This is a genomic window from Larkinella insperata (assembly GCF_026248825.1).
In the GTDB taxonomy this organism is placed as follows: domain Bacteria; phylum Bacteroidota; class Bacteroidia; order Cytophagales; family Spirosomataceae; genus Larkinella; species Larkinella insperata.
Genome location: NZ_CP110973.1, coordinates 5739804 through 5757869 on the forward strand (window position 1 = coordinate 5739804; position 18066 = coordinate 5757869).

Here is an 18066-nt window from a genome sequence, read left to right on the forward strand (position 1 = left end):
AACTTACTTCCTAACCATAACCCGTATTATCATGGCTCAGCAGAAAGCACCCACAAAAGGCAGCGCAAAAAAAGAGGCAGCGAAGACGCTGAAGGAGAAACGGGCCGATAAGCAGGCCAAACGCGACAGTAAAAAAGATTACTGATTTTAGACGATCAGCAGCCCGTTCTGCCGCAAACTGTGCCAGGTTGCCGACTGCATAAACGTTCCGAAACTCCCCAAACCGGCGGCTTCGAAGTCCTCTTTGAAGCTGCCGAGGGAGTACGGTTCGTGCCTGCCGATGATCAGTTTCGGCATTACGTTTTCCAGCCACTCCCCCACCGGCAAACTGGTTTCCAGCGCCCATTCGCTTTTTTTCGAATAAAAAACCAGCTCGGCTACCTCACTAACTTTTTTACCCTTCCTCACTTCCAGCACCGAAACCGTCGGCCGGCTTCCCAGCCAGATCGCAACGGCGTTGGGTCGAAAGTCAGCCTCCGATGTTTGGCGGATGCTTTTCTCGATGTAGTTCGGTGGAATGCTCGTCGGGGGCGTCCGGAAATTAAACCAGCTTTTGAGCGGAAACTCAAACCCCACCCCGTGCATGTAATTAAACAGCGACTTGCGCAAGCCTTCCGAAAACTGCCCGTGATCGCAGCCCAGCGGATCGTCGTGATCCAGGTCATTGTCGGCAAACAAGCCCGTTTCGGGACCAATGCGCATGACATCAAAACCCGCCGGATGCATTCCTACGGGGCTGTGGGCGGTCATGGCAAACCGGTGCCAGAAACCCGACTGCACCACCCCGGTTTCAAACAGTTGCCGCACCATTTCCAGCGAATCAATCGTTTCCTGGGCCGTCTGGGTCGGAAAACCGTACATCAGGTAGGCATGAACCATGATACCGGCCTGCGTAAATCCGTCGGCCACGCGGGCCACCTGCGCCACGGTCACTCCTTTTTTCATGCGCTCGAGCAGCCGGTCCGATGCCACCTCCAGACCGCCCGACACCGCAATGCAACCCGATGCCTTCAACAACTGGCAGAGGTCGGGCGTAAAGTTTTTCTCAAACCGGATGTTGGTCCACCAGGTCACCGTCAGCTTCCGCCGGATGATTTCCAGCGCCAGATCGCGCATCAGGGCGGGCGGGGCCGCTTCGTCCACGAAATGGAAACCGTTCTGGCCGGTCTGCTCAATGATTTCCTCGATGCGGTCGCAGAGCAGAGCCGCCGTCAGCGGTTCGTAACGCTTGATGTAATCCAGCGAAATATCGCAAAACGAGCATTTCCCCCAATAGCAGCCGTGCGCCAGGGTCAGCTTGTTCCAGCGGCCGTCGCTCCAAAGCCGGTGCATCGGATTGACCAGCTCAATTACCGACAAATACTCGTCCAGCCGCAGATCGCGGTAGTCGGGCGTGCCGGTATCGCGTTGGGCAATATCGCGCTCGCGGTTCTGGTTATGGTACGTCACCACACCTTCAATACGGGAATAAACCCGTTTGAGGCCATCGCGCCCGCGCTTTCCGGCTAAAAAATCCAGCAGCGACAGCAAAGGCGCTTCGCCGTCGTCGAGGCAAATGTAATCGACGTAGTCAAACACCCGGGGTTCTTTCAGGGAACGCAGCTCCGTATTGGCGTAACCTCCGCCCATGATGATGGCCACGTCCGGATGGTGTTTTTTCAGGTATTGCCCGCACTTGAGCGCCCCGTACAGGTTGCCCGGGAAGGGCACCGTCAGGCACACGACCGACGGTTTCCACTGCTGAATCCGTTGTTCAAGCTGGCGGGTCAAAATCCGCGAAATTCGGGTGTCGGGGACCAGCAGAGCCGCGTGCAGCTCGTCGAAGTGCGTGGCCGAGCGCCCCAGCCGTTCGGCGTAACGGCTGAATCCAAAATGCGGATCGACGGCTTCGGTGATCAGGTCGCCCAGGTCTTCGAGGTACAGCGTGGCCAGGTGCCGGGCTTTATCGTGGATGCCCATCGTGCCGAATGCCCACTCCAGGTCGTCGAGTTCGGCAAAACGACCGGCTTCGGGCAGATACGAACGGTCGCAAATGCTGTGGGCCAGTGTCGGGTTCTTGTTTTGGAGAAACCGGATGACCGGGTCGATGGTGCTGCTATACTCGTCACGGAGCGAGAAAATCCGGAAACTGTTTTCGGTCAATTCAGCATCGGAAGCGTCGAGTTCGGCAAACAGCTCGCGCAGCCCCTTCCGGGAAAACAGCTCCAGAATCACGTCAATGCCCAGGTCGGCCTGGTACGAGCGGAATCCCTTCGTATTGAGGAACCCTTTCAGGTAAGCCGTGGCCGGATACGGCGTGTTGAGCTGCGTGAAAGGCGGAGTAATAAAAAGAATCGTTGGTTCCAAAAGTCGGCCGGAGCTTTGTTTTCTACAAAGGTACTTCTTGTTTGGCAGAAATAGCTCTTTTCAGAAATGCGCTCTATTTTAGCGTAACTGAATACAGCCATGAAGAAACCTCTCCTACCCCTCGCCCTCCTTCTTGCCCTGGCGGCCCACGGTCAGCCCAAACCCGCAGCGGACGACCGCCTGCCGGTGACCTACTCGACAACTTACCAAGCCCCGGCTTTTACCGACCCGCAGCGGCCGGAAAAAATCAGGCAGGTTTTCCCGATCATCGACAGCCTGTACCGCAACCACGCCCTCAAAAACAACTTTCCGGGCCTGGCGTTTGGCGTGGTGGTCGACGGGCAACTAGTTCATGCCGGCGGGTTTGGCTACACGGATGTCGCCAAGAAAACCGCCGTGACGCCGAAATCAGGGTTCCGGATTGCGTCGATGACCAAGAGTGTAACGACGATGGCCGTTCTGAAACTGCGCGACGAAGGCAAACTGCGGCTCGATGACCCGGCACACCTCTACATCCCGGAACTCAAAAAACTTCGGTACCTGACGGCCGATTCCCCGCTCATCACCGTTCGTCACCTGATGACGCATTCCGCCGGATTTCCGGAAGACAACCCCTGGGGTGACCGGCAACTGGCCGACAGCCCCGCCGACCTGACGAAGCTCATCGCGGGCGGTCTTTCGCTGTCCAACGCTCCGGGCGTAACGTACGAATACAGCAACCTGGCTTTTGCGATGCTCGGTGCCATCATTACCAAAGTTTCCGGAAAACCGTACCAGCAATACATCAACGAAGCCATTTTCAAACCGCTGGGCATGACGCACACGGTTTGGGAGTACACCAAGGTTCCGGCCAACGAGCTGGCGCACGGGTACCGGTGGCTGGACAACAGCTGGGTGGAAGAACCGCTGCTGCACGACGGTTCGCACGGTGCGATGGGCGGATTGATTACGTCGATTGAAGATTTTAGCAAGTACATGGCTTTTCACGAGTCGGCCTGGCCACCCCGCAGCGACGCCGAAACCGGGCCGGTTAAACGGAGCTCGGTCCGCGAGATGCAACAACCCTGGACGTTTCACAACCTGACGGCCAGCTTCAAATACCCGAGTGGCCGGGCCTGTCCGACGGCCAGCGGTTACGGCTACGGCCTGCGCTGGACCCGCGATTGTGAAGGTCGGGTGTATGTCGGGCATACCGGTGGATTGCCCGGTTTTGGCAGCCAGTGGTGGATCATGCCCGAATACGGAATTGGGGTGGTGGCCTACGGCAACCTGACCTACGCGGGCATGGCGCCGGTCAACTGGGCGGTGCTCGACACCCTGATTCGTACGGCAGGCTTAAAACCGCGCGCCCTGCCCGTTTCCGGCATCCTGGCGCAACGCAAGGCGGAGCTGGTCCAATTGCTGCCGAACTGGACGAACGCGGAACAAAGCACGATTTTTGCGGAGAACTTCTTCCCGGATCAATCCCTCGAAAACCGCCGGAAAGGGATCCAGGCCCTGTACGCCAAGGCCGGAACCATTGTGCGCATTGGCGAACTGGTACCCGAGAATCAGTTGCGGGGTCATTTTCTGCTGGAAGGCGAAAAAGCCAACATCGACGTGTTCTTTACGCTGACGCCCGAGGTGCCGGCGCTGATTCAGCAACTCGATTTTAAAGAAATCAGTAAATAAGTCGGGGGACGTTTTCGCCAGCAGGGTTCGATCATTTAATTACAATTCCATAGCGCGTATACGTACATGAGTTTCCTGGATCGAGCAGTACCTGTCTTTCTTTCCGGTGGCGGTGAAGTCGGCAAATTGATGCGGGCCTACGACTGGTCATCGACCCCGCTTGGTCCGCCCGAGCAATGGCCCCAAAGTTTAAAAACCGCCGTCAGCATCGTGCTTCGGTCCAGCTATCCCATGTTTATCTGGTGGGGTCCGGAGTTGATTACCGTCTACAACGACGCCTACGTACCGCTGATGGGCAACAAACACCCGGCGTTTCTGGGCAAACCGGCCAACGAGCTCTGGTCTGAAATCTGGGAGAGCAGTTTGTTACCCATGAAGAATCAGGTTTTTGATCAGCAGGAATCGATTTACGGCCAGGATTTGATGCTGCTGCTGGAACGCAAAGCATTTCCGGAAGAAGGCTATTTCAATTTTTCGTACAGCCCGATTATCGACGAAAATGGTCAGGTCGGCGGCTTGTTCTGCGCCTGTCACGAAGAAACCGCCCGGGTTTTGCAGCAACGGCGTTTGCAAACGATCAACGAACTCAACAGTGGTTTACTGCTTGAAAATACGGTTCAGATGGCGGGTCAGGTAGCTGTCGATCTTCTGGGTAAAAACTTTAAAGATATCCCTTTTGCGGCTTTTTATCTGCTTGATTCCACGGGGGAAAAAGCCCATTTGATCAACCAGTCGGGCATTGTGCCGGGCGATCAGCCGTTTGAAAAAACCGTTCCGTTGGCCCACGACACCGCCGGAAATTTCTGGCAACTGCACACCGTTACCGAAACCCGGCAGCCGCTGGTCGTGGAAGGCGTGGCAAAACGGATTACGGGTTTAGTTCAATCGCTGACCAACCGGCTGCCCGACCGGGCGTATGTTCTGCCGGTCCAGAAAACCGGACCGGATAAACCCGTGGGAATCTTGATCGTCGGCCTGAGTCCGCACCGGGACTTTGACGACGCCTACCGCAATTTTCTGGACCTGGCCGGTGTTCAGATTGGCACTGCGATTGGCACCCTTGACGCCTACGAATCCGAGCTCAAACGGGCCATCGAGGTGGCAGAGATTGACCGGAAGGCCCAGCTTCAGGTTGCCCAAAGCCGGCAGCAGGCCGAAGAGCACGTTCGCAGCATCATCGAACAGGCTCCCGTCGGTATTGCCGTTTTGCAGGGGGAGCAGTTTGTTTTCGAAGCCGCCAACGCAACTTACCTGTTGTTGGTTGATAAAAGTCAGCAGGAGGTAGTTGGGAAGCCCATTCTGGAGGCTTTGCCGGAGTTACAGAATCAGGGTATTTTTGAGCTCCTGAAGCATGTCGTGGAAACCAACGAAGCTTTTTCCGGCAATGAATTTCCGGTTACCCTCCACCGGTTCGGCAAAGAAGAGATTGTTTATTTCAATTTTGTTTACCAGCCGCTTCGGGAAGCCGATCAATCAGTCAGCGGCATTATCGTGATCGCCACCGAAGTCACTTCCCTGGTAAAATCCCGACACGCTATTGAGGAAAGCGAACGTCAGTTCCGAAATCTGGTTATTAAGTCGCCCATTTCAATGGCTATTTTCCGGGGGCCGGAGCACATCATTGAAGTTGCCAATGAGACGCTGCTTAAAACAATCTGGAAGCGCGAATTATCTGAAGTACAGGGCAAAAAGCTGCTGACCATTTTTCCGGAACTGAACGATCAGCAATACCCCAAACTGCTGGCTTCTGTTCTGCAGACAGGTATTGCCTACAGCGAAAAAGAGGCACTGGCCTACGTCAACTCGAAGGAGGGTATGAACACGTTTTACCTGGATGTTGAGTACTCGCCCTTGTTTGAAACCGACGGCAGCGTGTCCGGGATCATGGTTACGATCAGTAATGTTACCGAAAAAGTAACGGCCCGAATTCTAATCAACGAAGCCGAGCAGCGGTCGCGGCTGGCCATTGAAGCCGCCGAAATGGGAACGTACGACTGGAATCTGGCCACGCAGGTGTTTATTCACAACGAACGGCTGTCCACTATTTTCGGGCTGGCTCCCGGCCAGCCGCACCCGCAAAAAGAGTTTAGCGGTGTTATCCATCCCGACGATAAATCCATTCGAGCCACGGCCCACGAAGCCATGCTGATCACGGGCCGCCTGCTGTACGAAGCCCGGCTGCTCTGGCCCGACGAGTCGGTTCATTGGATTCGGGTGGTGGGTAAGATGATCTTCGATGCCAATCAGAAACCAGCGCGGTTACTGGGCACGGCCCTTGACATTACCCAGCAGGTGGAAGCCCGAAAGAATCTGGAGGACACCGCTGAGGAACTGGAAAAACGGGTTGCCGAACGGACCCTGGAACTTCAGAACACCAACCGGGAGCTGATGCGCACCAACCACGAGCTGGAGCAGTTCGCGTACATCGCCAGCCATGATTTACAGGAGCCACTTCGCAAGATTCAGACCTTTACCGAATTGCTCCAGGACAGTACGATGGATAGAGAAAAAACAACCATTCTGCTGCAGAAGGTTAATTCATCGGCCCAGCGGATGTCGACGTTAATCCGGGATGTGCTGAATTATTCGCGCCTATCCCGAACCGACGAACAATTCGTTGAAACGGATTTAGGTCAGATTATCGAAAACATTAAAACGGACTTTGAACTTTTGATTGAGCAGAAAGGAGCCCTCATTATTTACCCTGAATTACCGGTTATTAAGGCCATTCCACTTCAGTTGAATCAATTGTTTTCTAATCTGATTGGAAACTCACTTAAATTTTCAGAGCGGGCACCTATCATCCAACTATTTTCAGAAATACTGCCCCCGGAAAGTGCGAAAATGCACCCCGAATTAAATCCGGACAGGACTTATCTTAAAGTAGTTTTCAAAGACAACGGCATTGGCTTTGAGCAACAGTACGCGGCCCAGATATTTACGATCTTCCACCGTTTAAATGGGCAGAAATCATACAGCGGAACCGGTATTGGACTGGCCTTATGCAAGAAAATTGTTGAAAACCATAAAGGTCACATTTACGCCCAGAGCGCTCCCGGCCAGGGTGCTTCTTTTACAATTTATCTACCTGTCTGAGCGGCTAAATGGCGCACATCCTGTTGAATTTAAGCTTGAACCACCGTATTTCACGATCAATATGCACACTAAATTCACCTTTGCTCAAACGATCTAATCTTAAATATGCTTTACTTTATTAAAAATAAATTCCTTCTCAACTTTTTCACCCTCTTTCTACTGGCTTTCAGTAGCCAGTCCCAACATCGAGCGGGTCATTTTAACGTAATTGCGTTTTATACGGGAAAGAACGACAAAGCCCACATCAGTTACGTTCACGAAGCGAACCGGTGGTTTCCAAAAATGGCCGACCAGCATAACTTCACGTACGATTCTACTTCCGACTGGAGCAAGCTCAACGCTGCGTTTCTTAAAAACTATCAGGTAGTTATCTTTCTGGATACCCGGCCCGAAGCCTCCGAACAACGGGATGCTTTTCAGCACTATATGGAGCATGGAGGGGCCTGGATGGGCTTCCACTTTGCGGCTTTTGCGCTGACACCATCCGCCTATCCGCAGAATTGGGACTGGTATCACAACCAGTTTTTGGGAGCTGGCTCCTATAAAAGCAACACCTGGCGACCTACATCCGCCATTCTTCGGGTAGAAGACCGTTCGCATCCCGCGACAAAGCACCTGCCCGTTACATTTAAATCATCACCCAATGAATGGTACCGCTGGACGTACGATCTGAAGGCGAATCCGGATATAAAAATTCTTTTATCTATCGATTCGACCAGCTTTCCGCTCGGAACCGGGCCGAAGCTACACGAGATCTGGCACAGCGGTTATTATCCAGTTGTCTGGACCAATAAAAAGTACCGGATGCTCTATATCAACATGGGTCATAACGATATAGATTACGACAATAAAACAAACAAAGAATTATCGTTTACCTTCGATAACGAAACGCAGAATAAGCTTATCCTGGAAGGACTTTTGTGGCTGGGCCGCGGAAAAAACTAGCCGTTCCATAAAGATAGAAACCATAAAGTAACAATAGCTGGAAATTTGATTTATCAATTTCTATTTTGCCGTCAACGGAACTACACGAGATGGCACGTCAAGGAAAAGAAATTTATAACCCAAAAACCGGGCAACTTATTCAATTTATAAAAACCAAGGAAGATACAAAAGGGGAGCTCCTTGAATTGATTACCACGTATGAACCCGGTTCAAAAGAACCATTTCCGCATTATCATCCCCACCAGGATGAATTTTTTGACGTGTTACAAGGCGAATTGTCCGTACGCTCAAACGGCAAGTTACAGATTTTTAAGCCCGGCGATCTAATCCATATTACGAAGAATACCGTCCACGCCATGTGGAACGCCACCAAGGATAAAACAGTGGTTTGCTGGCGTACCATACCGGCCCTCGACACCGAACATTTGCTGGAATTAAACGCCGGGCTGGTCAACGACGGCAAGACGAATAAAGACGGGATTCCGAACCTGCTGCAGGTAGCGTTGATGATGACGCATTACAATCATGTATTCCGGCTCGCCCAACCACCCTACCCGGTTCAACGGGTCATTTTTTTCTTTCTGACACCGGTGGCCCGTCTGATGGGCTACAAACCGTATTATAGGAAGTACCTGGATTAACAAAAAAAGCCCCGGCGGGGCTTTTTTTGTTTTCTGTGCTAGGTGTTACACCAACTGCACCGTTTCCAGCTGCTGGTTGATAAACGTCATTTCTTCAGCCGTTAGCCGAACGTCAATGGCTTTGGCATTCTGCACCGCCTGCTCGGCGTTGCGGGCGCCCACCAGAGCAACGGTGATGCCGGGCTGGTCGATGGTCCAGCGGATGACCAGTTGCCCCAGCGAAACCTGCTTTTGCTCGGCGATCGGCTTAATTTTTTCCAGGAAGGCCCACACCCGCTCAATATTACCGTCCTTGAAGGCTTTGTATGTCGCCCGGTGGTCCCCTTCGGCAAACTGGTGACCGGGTTTGATTTTTCCCGTCAGCAAACCGCGCTCCATCGGGCTATACGCCAGAATGGATTTATGGTTTTCGAGACAATAAGGTACCAGATCCGCTTCAATGTCGCGCTTAACCATGCTGTACGGAACCTGATTCGATGCCAGTTTCAGCGTTTGCTCGGCTTCTTTTACCTGTTCCAGGCTGTAATTGGATACCCCAGCCGCCCGCACTTTCCCCTGCGCTATCAAGCGTTCCACGGCTTCCATCGTCTCCGAAATCGGCGTGGTTACGTCCGGCCAGTGAATCTGATAAAGGTCGATGTAGTCGGTTCCCAGGCGCTTCAGACTGTCTTCGCACTCCTGAATGATGCTTTCCTTACCGGCGTATTTATAAACGTCAATGGCATTGCCCGCGTTGTCCTTGCTGGGGAAGGCCAGCGTTCCTTTCGCCAGATCCCAGCGCATACCGTACTTGGTCAGAATCTGCACCCGGTCGCGCGGCAGGTCTTTGATGGCTTCTCCCACAATTTCTTCGCTGGTTCCCTGCCCGTAAATCGGGGCGGTGTCAATCGAGGTTACGCCCTGGTCGTACGACGCCCGGATGGCTTCTACGGCATCTTTGCGCTCGGTTCCGCCCCACATCCAGCCCCCGGCTGCCCACGCGCCAAACGCAATGGCCGAAACCGTTACCTCCGACTCTCCTAGTTTGCGATAGTCCATTTTTACTCTGTTAGGTATGGTTATACAGTCACTTTAAACCGCTGAACCTGACTGCCCGACCAATCAATGCGTTTTTCGGCTTCGACCAGATCAACGAACTCATAATCCAGCAGCAATTGCTTCAACTTCCCCCAGCAGCCGCCCAGACCGTAGTACGATTTGAACTGACGCACCCGGCTTAATCCCGGCACCATCGGCTGACCAGGGTCGAAATCCCGGGGGTGAAAATACGTCATCACGTAGGGCGATTTCTGCATGAAATACCGCAGTACCGGCAAGGGAAAGAGCCGAAAATAGCCCCCACCCGAAAAAATCATGTCTTTGCCCAGCATCCCGACGGTATTGATCGGAAATTCTTTCAACAATGTCCCGTTTACGTCGATGTAACAGGGCTCGGCAATTCCGAATGACGAATCGCCCCCGTGCGCCCGCCGGGCCGGAAACATGGAGCAGTCGATTTCAACCCCTAACTCTACTAACGTGGGAAACACCCAACGGTTTTGTTCTTTGATCGAAAAGCCCGGGGCGCGGTACGACCGGACTTTTTTACCCGTCACGTCCTGCAACGATTTGATTGACCGTTCCAGATCGGCGCGGTATTCGGACGGGGATTGCTCGTAGGCGAGTTGGTGCAGATCCGAGTGCGTGGCTACTTCGTACCCGGCTTCGTCGATCCGCCGAATTACCTCGGGGTATTTCCGGGCCACCCAACCCAGGCAGAAGAACGTAGCGCGGGAGTTGGTTTCGTCCAGCAACTGGAAAATCCGGTCCATGTTGTGGTGAATGCGGGATTCGTACTTCCCCCAGTCCTGCTCGGTTTTGGTCGACGGATTGTCGAGCAGGTGAAACCACTCTTCAATATCAAATGTTAGAATATTCATCAATAGAAGCGCTTTCCGGCGGCCAGAAAGGCTTTCACATCCTCGCGCGTCGGAAATGAGAAGTACGTCATCTGCGACGCATCGTTTTCAATTAGTTCGTAATTACCGGCGTGGATTTTCTCGATGCATTCGATGATGCAATCCATGCCGAGTTGTTTGGTATACTCGATCAGTTCCGCCTGCGAACGGTTGCCGATTTCCACTTTCTTCTGCACCAGAATCGGGCCGCTGTCGATCCCCTCATCAACAAAAAACACCGAAACGCCCGTGTATTTTTCGTTGTAGCGCATTACCCAGAACGACGGCATCAGTCCGCGGTATTTGGGCAGCAAGGCCGTGTGCAGGTTCAGGCAGCCCAGCGGAGCCAGGTCAAGCAGGGGCCGCTTGAAAATCTGGTTTCCGGCAATGGAAATCAGTAAATCGGGCTTATAGGCCCGAATCTTGTCTAAACTATCCGGTTTGTTAATGTTGCTTTCCAGATGAATCAGTGGAATTTGATGCTGTTCCAGCACATATTTTACACTGTTCTGTTTACTCATTTTCGAAGTGACGAACTTCAGACCGTAGCGTATGAAAAAAGGCAAGCCAAAGATGTCGTAGGTTTTTTTGGCTTTCTCGGTCATCGTTTCCTTTTTCCCAAACGGCGATACATCCGCCACGACGGTTCCTACTACCTTGGCATAGGGCGGCATTTTCTTTAGTAAGTAATCCAGATTTTTTGCCAGATAAAAAGGATCGTCCTGCGTAATAAATACAATTCTCATGCTGATTTTGCTTGCGGGTTCAATATTACTAATTTTTACGGTTCTCGGTACGGATGTACTTTTCAGGTTGCTTATGCCCTTTTATAGTACCTGCGAAGATGAGTATCTACTTCAATCATTCGCATCCAAAGAAGCGCTTCGGCCCTGCAAACCGCCCGTATGAACGGCAACAACGGTGGCATCGGGCCGAAAAAAGCCGTGCCGGGCTAGGTCATAAATGCCGTATAGCATCTTGCCGGTATAGACCTGCTCGATCCGGACGCCGGTTCGCTGCTCAAAAGTACGGATGAAAGTCAATAAGTCGGGGGTTGTTTTGGCATAACCGCCAAAATGGTAGTCGGTTATGAGTTGAGCGCCCGGGTGGTCACTGGAAATAAACCGTTTCAGGGCCGGAAAGCCCAGCACGCTGACGCCCTCCGGTGCCGCACGTTCCAGACCGGCCAGCGTACCGCCCGTGCCGACGGGGCAACAAACCGCATCCGGTCGTCGACCCAGTTGCTCCAGAATTTCAGGAATGATTTCGGCCGTTCCCCGAATGGCCAGTTCGTTGGTGCCCCCTTCCGGCAATTCATAATAAATGCCAAACCGGTGCTGAAGTTCCTGCTGAAAAACCGGGTCTGTCCGGTTTCGGTATTGCTGCCGGGTAATAAAATGAAGGTGCATCCCCTGCTGGCGGGCAAATGCCAGCGTTGGGGTGTCGCGCTCGCGGTGATCTTCCCCCCGGATGACGCCAATGGTCGAAAAGCCAAACTCTTTTCCGGCGGCCGCCACGGCGTAAATGTGGTTCGACCAGGCTCCCCCGTACGTCAGCAGGCTCTGCTGGTGCAAACGCCGGGCTTCGGCCAGATTATACTTGAGTTTCCGCCACTTGTTACCGGAAATGGCCGGGTGCAGTTCGTCATCCCGTTTCAGATACAACCGAATCGGTACGGGCTCTGGAAACGGATCGGGCAAAAACTGGAGTGAAGAGGGTGTTGAAACCGTCAGCAAGTGCGTCACAATGCGTTATTTCCCACTCATCTGATTAGTACCAGCTACCTGCTTTTTGGCGTAAACGGCTCCGTTGTATCCGTTATAGCCCTTAATTTTGTAGTGCAGCGTCAGCACGTTGTCCACGATTTTACCATCGCCCAAGATGGTGTATCGCGCCCCGAGGGTGTTGGTGAAGGTCTGCTCGCCAATGATCAATCGGTTGCCGGACGTTCTGGCTTCGAGCGGGCTTTTTACCAGATTTGCCAGATTTTCAATCAGCAGTGTATTAGACTTATCTTCCTTCTTGTGCAGAATCAGCAGGTAGTTGTCATCGGATTTAGCTTCCTGGACCGTATACGTGCCGTCGAAATCCACGAGTATCGGCTTTGCGATCTGCTCGGTTTCGCAACTACTCAGGGACAGCAGCAGGGCGGATACAAGAAAACTCTTTTTGACATGGGCAGCCTTCCCCGGCCACCGGCTTGGTAGGATATAGTTTTTCATACTTTCAGGTAGTACAGTTACAGAGGTCATTTTACTATACAAAAATAAGCATGATCTACCAATATTTTGACAAAAACGGGTGACCGTTCGCTAAAAACCTCCAATTCTTGGTACTTTTGCAAGATGTTACCACCTGAGCATATGGATCTGCCAGACGAGGAACCCGTGCTGGCGGACCCGGATGAAGACGAACTTTACGAACATTACCGCATCAGCGTTGATCCCGGTCAAAATCTGATGCGCATCGACCGCTTTCTGACCGAACGGTTACCGAACGCAACGCGCACGAAGGTTCAGAACGCCATTGATACGGAATCCGTTAAGGTAAACGGAAAGCCCGTCAAGGCCAGTTACAAAATCAAACCGCGGGATATCATCTCGGTTTCGCTCCCCCACCCGCCCCGCGAAACCGATATTTTGCCGGAAAATATTCCGCTTAACATTGTTTACGAAGACGATGAACTGCTGGTGTTGAACAAACCGGCGGGCATGGTGGTGCATCCGGCCTACAGCAACTGGTCGGGTACGCTGGTCAACGCGCTGGTGTATCACTTCCAGAACCTGCCCACCTCGCGCAACGGCGCCATTCGCCCGGGTCTGGTGCACCGCATTGATAAAGACACCTCGGGTCTGATGGTGATCGCCAAAACGGAATTCGCCATGACGCACCTGGCCCGGCAGTTTTTCGAACACACCATCGAGCGAACTTACAACGCGCTCGTCTGGGGAGAACCCAAGGAAGCTGCCGGAACCATCCGGGGCAACATTGGCCGCAGCCTCCGCGACCGTAAGGTACAGGCGGTTTTTCCCGATGGCAGCCAGGGTAAACACGCCGTTACGCATTACACGGTGTTAAAGCCGCTTCACTACGTTTCACTGGTGGAATGCAAGCTCGAAACCGGCCGGACGCACCAGATCCGGGCGCACATGCAGTACCTGGGTCACCCGCTTTTCAACGACGCCACGTATGGCGGTGACCGTATCCTGCGCGGCAATTCCGTGGGCTCCTACAAGTCTTTTGTCCAGAATTGTTTTGCCCTCATTCCCCGTCAGGCGCTGCACGCCAAGTCGCTCGGCTTCGAGCACCCGCGCACCCGGCAGTGGCTCCAGTTCGACTCGGAATTTCCGGACGATTTCCGGGCGGTTTTGACGAAATGGGAAAACTACCTGGATAACCGGTAAACCAATTACCAAAAACGATAAATAGCGTACCCATGATCATCCGTAAAGGTGTCCCTACCGATGTTCCGCAGTTGTTTGAACTGGTTCAGGAACTGGCTTTATACGAAAAAGCGCCCCACGAAGTCACCAATACCCCCGAGCAGATGCTGAAAGACGGTTTCGGCGAGCAGCCACTTTACGGCGTACTCGTGGCCGAACTCGAAAACAAGATCGTAGCCATGTCGTTATATTATTTCCGGTATTCGACCTGGAAAGGCAAGCGGCTGTATCTGGAGGACATTATCGTGAAGGAGGCCTATCGGGGTCGGGGATTGGGAAAGGCATTGTTTAATGCCACCATTGAAGAAGCTCACCAAACCAACTGTACCGGGATGATGTGGCAGGTGCTCGACTGGAACGAGCCCGCCATCAACTTTTACAAACAGTTTGGTACCCGCTTCGATACGGAATGGTGGAATTGCCACCTGGATTTTGATAAATAGCCTTAAATTCGCACCTCACTACGAAAGTGCCGGTTTTTCGGACACTTTATGGGATACAATCAATGCAAGTCGACAAAAAACGAATACTGATTATTGCAGGCTGGGTCTTACTGGGAATCGTGGTGCTGGGTGGCATCGGTGCCGGTATTGCTTATACCAAACGGGAAGCCCTGTTGAAAGAAGGTCTCGAACGAGCCATCCGCAAAGCCAAACGGGACTACGGCCTGACTGTTACCATCGGAAACGCCCGGTTTACCGGCCTGTCGACAGTTGCTTTTTCCGACGTTGCGATCGTGCCACAAGACCGGGACAGCCTGTTTCGGGTTGAAAAAACGGAGGTCGGCGTCAGCATCTGGCCCCTGTTTGTGGGCCGGGTGGCGGTTTCGTCGCTCACCTTGCAAAACGGCCTGGCCCACGTAGTCCGGCGCGACAGCACCACGAACGTCGATTTTCTCACGAAATCGCAGAAAAAAGATTCCACCGCTGCCTCCGAACCAACCGAAAGCAGCAGCCGGCGGGTGGACCTGTCGGTGGTGGCCGAAAATCTGGTTGATAACCTGCTGGCGAAGATTCCGGACAACATGAATATCCAGAACCTGGAACTTCGCCTGACCGACAACGAACGGCAACTTCGCTTCCTGACCGAAACCGCCATCATCGACGACGAAGAACTGACTTCGACCATCCTCGTGAACGGCGACGAGTCGGTCTGGCACCTGACGGGTACAGTGGATGCCTCCGATCAGGAAGCCAACGTTTCGCTGTACGCCGACGGTAAGCCGCTCGAATTACCGTATCTGGAAGATCGTTTTAAGCTTAAACTTCAGGCCGATACCCTCCGCGCCGAACTGCGGGACGTTGCCAGTTCGGGGGGAGAATTCAAGATTGAAGGAACCGGAGCTGTCCGGAACCTGCGCATCAATCACCCGGCGGTGGCCCTGAGCGAGGTGCTGGTGCCCAACGCGGCCATGGATGCCAACGTGTTTGTGGGCGAAAATTACGTCGGTATCGATAGCTCCTCGACAATTTATCTGGGCAAAGTTAAGGCGCGGCCGTTTGTCAAATACACGCTTTCACCCGACAAAATTTACGAGGTTCAGCTGCATACCGATCCACTCGTGGCCCAGGATCTGTTCGATTCGTTTCCGCAGGGGCTGTTCGAGTCGCTGGAGGGCATGAAAGTGGCTGGAACACTGAAATATGATATGGGGCTGCACCTGGACAGTTCCCTGCCCGATTCGGTACGGTTTTATTCGGGATTGACCCCCGATGGATTCAAAATTCTGAAATTTGGCAAGGAAGATTTCAGCCGGGTCAATCAGCCGTTTGAACACGAGGTGTACGAGAAAGATAAGCTGGTACGCAAGTTCATGGTTGGCCCGGCGAATCCGGATTTCACTCCGCTCAACTCAATCTCCTCCAACCTGCGCAACGCCGTGCTGACGGCCGAAGATTACAACTTTTTCACGCACCACGGCTTTAACGAAAAAGCGTTTCGAATGTCAATCGCGACCAATTTCAAAACCAAGAAATTTACGCGGGGGGCCAGTACCATCTCAATGCAGTTTGTAAAGAATGCCTTCCTGAACCGGAATAAAACATTATCCCGGAAAGTGGAAGAAATCCTGATTGTGTGGTTGATTGAAAACCAGCGCATCATCAGCAAAGAACGGATGTACGAGATCTACCTCAACTTCATCGAATGGGGTCGCAATATTTACGGAATCGGGGAAGCCTCCCGGTATTATTTTGCCAAAAGACCGTCCAACCTGTCCATTGGTGAGAGTATTCTGCTTTCATACGTTGTTCCGTCGCCGAAACTAACGCTCAGCCGTTTTTACCCCGATGGGTCAGTGAAAACGTATGTGCGCGGTTATTTCAGGCTGATTGGCCGCATCATGGCCTCCCGCGGTTTAACGCCTTACGACACGACGGCTTACGGTTTTTACGGGGTCCGGCTTCGTGAGGGCCTGCGGCAGGAAATTGCGCCGGTGGATTCCATCGAGATCGATTCGCTGATGGCGCCAGATGGTGATCAAACGGAAGACGGGGTCAACGGCATCAATGATTTCTTCCGGCGCGTCTTTGGGCGGGATCGGGGAGAACCGGAGGTGGTATCGCCCCAGCAGGAACCCGCCAACGGCGCGGTCATTCAAACCGATTCGGTGCCCAAGAGCCGCCGTCAATTGCGCCGGGAACGACGCGAGCAACGCCGTCGTGAGCGGGAGCAGCAGGAAGAAAGTTCCACTCAATAAGCCGAAACGAACCCGTCAGGGCAGCAAATCCGGCCGTCGCTGGCGGGTTCGTTCCAGTGCCTTCTCAAATCGCCATTCGTTGATTTTGGCTTCGTGGCCCGACAAAAGGATTTCGGGCACAGTGTGCCCTTCGAATTCTGCCGGACGGGTATAGACCGGTGGAGCCAGCAGATCGTCCTGAAAAGAATCCGTTAAGGCGGAAGTTTCGTCGTTCAGCACACCCGGTAACAACCGAATGATGGCGTCGGATATAATGGCCGCGGGCAACTCGCCCCCGGATAAAACGTAGTCGCCCACGCTGATTTCTTTTGTAACGAAGATTTCCCGCACCCGCTCATCAACGCCTTTGTAGTGGCCGCAGAGAATAATCAGGTTCTGAGCCAGCGAAAGCCGGTTGGCCGTTCGCTGATTAAACTGTTCGCCGTCCGGGGTAACATAAATCACCTCATCGTAGGTCCGTTCGGCTTGCAACGCGCGAATACACCGGGCGATCGGCTCGATGGACATGACCATCCCGGCCCCACCGCCAAACGCGTAATCATCCACCCGGCGGTGTTTGTCGAGCGAATAATCGCGCAAATCGTGAACAACCACCTCCACAAAACCGCCCTGCTGCGCCCGTTGTAAAATGGAATGCCCAAAAAAGCTGTCCAGCAGCCGGGGCAGGCAGGTTAAAATATCAATCCTCATCAAGTGCTTCGTCGTCTTCGTCCGTATCCTTCCCGGACTTGGCCGATGGTTCGTTCAGGTAAACATCGATCAGACCATCCGGCAGCCGAACGTGCAGAATTCGCTGTTCTTTATCCGCTGAGGGGGTCAGCTCGTCATTGATCGGAATCAGGATCTCCTTACCCTGATAATCCATCGCAATCAGGTCCTGGGGCGGAACATTGTAAACCGTCCGGACCGTTCCCAGATCGCCGAGGTTTTCATCCCGCACCTGATAGCCGACAATGTCGTGAAAGTAAAATTGGCCTTCTTCCAGTTCGTCCAGGTTATCCAGCGGCAGATACAAGTCGCAATTGACCAGCTTCTGCGCTTCTTCAATCGTTTCAACGCCTTCCAGCGCCACAATGCCCCGATTACGGTTAACGGAGATGGATTCAATAAAATAAGGCACCAGATCGCCTTTTACCTCGATCAGAACCGAGTCCATCGTTTCGTACAGCTCCGGCGAATCGACATCTAGGAAGAAAACCAATTCCCCCTGTACGCCGTGCGTTTTCGTTATTTTTCCAAGCTGGAAGCAGTCGTCTTTCGTCACGATTCTCTCTTTTTACATCCCGCAG

15 protein-coding genes are annotated in these 18066 nt (G+C 53.2%); 7 read left to right on the forward strand and 8 right to left on the reverse strand.

Features of this window, described 5'->3' with window-relative positions; genetic code table 11:
- Positions 1-147: 147 nt before the first annotated feature.
- Entirely contained in the window at positions 148-2346 is a 2199-nt protein-coding gene (locus OQ371_RS23060; protein WP_265990688.1) for a B12-binding domain-containing radical SAM protein, read from the reverse strand.
- A gap of 99 nt (positions 2347-2445) precedes the next feature.
- Between OQ371_RS23060 and OQ371_RS23065 the strand changes: the two genes are divergently transcribed.
- The 4 genes from OQ371_RS23065 to OQ371_RS23080 all read left to right on the forward strand — a co-directional run bounded on the left by OQ371_RS23065 (position 2446) and on the right by OQ371_RS23080 (position 8699).
- A complete protein-coding gene (locus tag OQ371_RS23065) occupies positions 2446-4017 on the forward strand; it encodes a serine hydrolase domain-containing protein (protein ID WP_265990689.1) in 1572 nt (523 codons plus the stop codon).
- 66 nt (positions 4018-4083) lie between these two features.
- On the forward strand, positions 4084-7113 hold the full coding sequence (locus OQ371_RS23070) for a PAS domain-containing protein (RefSeq protein WP_265990690.1): 3030 nt from the start codon (positions 4084-4086) through the stop codon (positions 7111-7113).
- Between the two features lie 105 nt (positions 7114-7218).
- Positions 7219-8058, forward strand: coding sequence for a ThuA domain-containing protein (locus OQ371_RS23075; protein WP_265990691.1), 840 nt, complete (start codon positions 7219-7221; stop codon positions 8056-8058).
- Between the two features lie 89 nt (positions 8059-8147).
- Positions 8148-8699, forward strand: a complete 552-nt coding sequence (locus OQ371_RS23080) for a cupin domain-containing protein (RefSeq protein ID WP_265990692.1) — start codon at positions 8148-8150, stop codon at positions 8697-8699.
- Positions 8700-8744: 45 nt separating this feature from the next.
- On the opposite strand, the gene OQ371_RS23085 is transcribed toward OQ371_RS23080, so the two are convergent.
- The 5 genes from OQ371_RS23085 to OQ371_RS23105 form a co-directional block, all read right to left on the reverse strand.
- Positions 8745-9737, reverse strand: a complete 993-nt coding sequence (locus OQ371_RS23085) for an aldo/keto reductase (RefSeq protein ID WP_265990693.1) — start codon at positions 9735-9737, stop codon at positions 8745-8747.
- A 20-nt stretch (positions 9738-9757) separates the two neighbouring features.
- Positions 9758-10618 carry a polysaccharide deacetylase family protein gene (locus tag OQ371_RS23090; RefSeq protein WP_265990694.1) on the reverse strand — a complete coding sequence of 287 codons (861 nt, stop codon included), beginning with the start codon at positions 10616-10618 and terminating at the stop codon, positions 9758-9760.
- Positions 10618-11382, reverse strand: a complete 765-nt coding sequence (locus tag OQ371_RS23095; protein ID WP_265990695.1) for a methionyl-tRNA formyltransferase — start codon at positions 11380-11382, stop codon at positions 10618-10620. Before OQ371_RS23095 ends, OQ371_RS23090 begins: the two co-directional genes overlap by 1 nt.
- Before the next feature lie 111 nt (positions 11383-11493).
- The gene (locus OQ371_RS23100; protein ID WP_310586594.1) at positions 11494-12381 is read right to left on the reverse strand and encodes a 1-aminocyclopropane-1-carboxylate deaminase/D-cysteine desulfhydrase; all 888 of its coding nucleotides are present in this window, start codon (positions 12379-12381) and stop codon (positions 11494-11496) included.
- Positions 12382-12387: 6 nt separating this feature from the next.
- Positions 12388-12858 carry a hypothetical protein gene (locus OQ371_RS23105; RefSeq protein WP_265990696.1) on the reverse strand — a complete coding sequence of 157 codons (471 nt, stop codon included), beginning with the start codon at positions 12856-12858 and terminating at the stop codon, positions 12388-12390.
- Between the two features lie 141 nt (positions 12859-12999).
- On the opposite strand from OQ371_RS23105, the gene OQ371_RS23110 reads away from it, so the two are divergent.
- From OQ371_RS23110 to OQ371_RS23120, 3 genes are all read left to right on the forward strand, one after another.
- Entirely contained in the window at positions 13000-14040 is a 1041-nt protein-coding gene (locus OQ371_RS23110; protein WP_265990697.1) for an RluA family pseudouridine synthase, read from the forward strand.
- 32 nt (positions 14041-14072) lie between these two features.
- Positions 14073-14522, forward strand: a complete 450-nt coding sequence (locus OQ371_RS23115) for a GNAT family N-acetyltransferase (protein ID WP_265990699.1) — start codon at positions 14073-14075, stop codon at positions 14520-14522.
- A gap of 62 nt (positions 14523-14584) precedes the next feature.
- On the forward strand, positions 14585-16777 hold the full coding sequence (locus OQ371_RS23120; protein ID WP_265990700.1) for a transglycosylase domain-containing protein: 2193 nt from the start codon (positions 14585-14587) through the stop codon (positions 16775-16777).
- 15 nt (positions 16778-16792) lie between these two features.
- Here the strand turns inward: OQ371_RS23120 and trmD are convergent, their stop codons facing one another.
- Positions 16793-17467 carry a tRNA (guanosine(37)-N1)-methyltransferase TrmD gene (gene trmD / locus OQ371_RS23125; protein ID WP_265990701.1) on the reverse strand — a complete coding sequence of 225 codons (675 nt, stop codon included), beginning with the start codon at positions 17465-17467 and terminating at the stop codon, positions 16793-16795.
- A complete protein-coding gene (rimM, locus tag OQ371_RS23130; protein WP_265990702.1) occupies positions 17457-18041 on the reverse strand; it encodes a ribosome maturation factor RimM in 585 nt (194 codons plus the stop codon). The genes trmD and rimM overlap by 11 nt, the downstream gene beginning before the upstream one ends.
- Between the last annotated feature and the right edge of the window lie 25 nt (positions 18042-18066).

Excerpts from the sequence above, each read along its gene's own strand:
- OQ371_RS23065 (WP_265990689.1), top strand. The coding sequence starts at position 2,446 with ATGAAGAAACCTCTCCTACCCCTCGCCCTCCTTCTTGCCCTGGCGGCC.
- OQ371_RS23070 (WP_265990690.1), top strand. The coding sequence starts at position 4,084 with ATGAGTTTCCTGGATCGAGCAGTACCTGTCTTTCTTTCCGGTGGCGGT.
- OQ371_RS23075 (WP_265990691.1), top strand. The coding sequence starts at position 7,219 with ATGCTTTACTTTATTAAAAATAAATTCCTTCTCAACTTTTTCACCCTC.
- OQ371_RS23080 (WP_265990692.1), top strand. The coding sequence starts at position 8,148 with ATGGCACGTCAAGGAAAAGAAATTTATAACCCAAAAACCGGGCAACTT.
- OQ371_RS23085 (WP_265990693.1), bottom strand. The coding sequence starts at position 9,737 with ATGGACTATCGCAAACTAGGAGAGTCGGAGGTAACGGTTTCGGCCATT.
- OQ371_RS23090 (WP_265990694.1), bottom strand. The coding sequence starts at position 10,618 with ATGAATATTCTAACATTTGATATTGAAGAGTGGTTTCACCTGCTCGAC.
- OQ371_RS23095 (WP_265990695.1), bottom strand. The coding sequence starts at position 11,382 with ATGAGAATTGTATTTATTACGCAGGACGATCCTTTTTATCTGGCAAAA.
- OQ371_RS23105 (WP_265990696.1), bottom strand. The coding sequence starts at position 12,858 with ATGAAAAACTATATCCTACCAAGCCGGTGGCCGGGGAAGGCTGCCCAT.
- OQ371_RS23110 (WP_265990697.1), top strand. The coding sequence starts at position 13,000 with ATGGATCTGCCAGACGAGGAACCCGTGCTGGCGGACCCGGATGAAGAC.
- OQ371_RS23115 (WP_265990699.1), top strand. The coding sequence starts at position 14,073 with ATGATCATCCGTAAAGGTGTCCCTACCGATGTTCCGCAGTTGTTTGAA.
- OQ371_RS23120 (WP_265990700.1), top strand. The coding sequence starts at position 14,585 with ATGCAAGTCGACAAAAAACGAATACTGATTATTGCAGGCTGGGTCTTA.
- trmD (WP_265990701.1), bottom strand. The coding sequence starts at position 17,467 with ATGAGGATTGATATTTTAACCTGCCTGCCCCGGCTGCTGGACAGCTTT.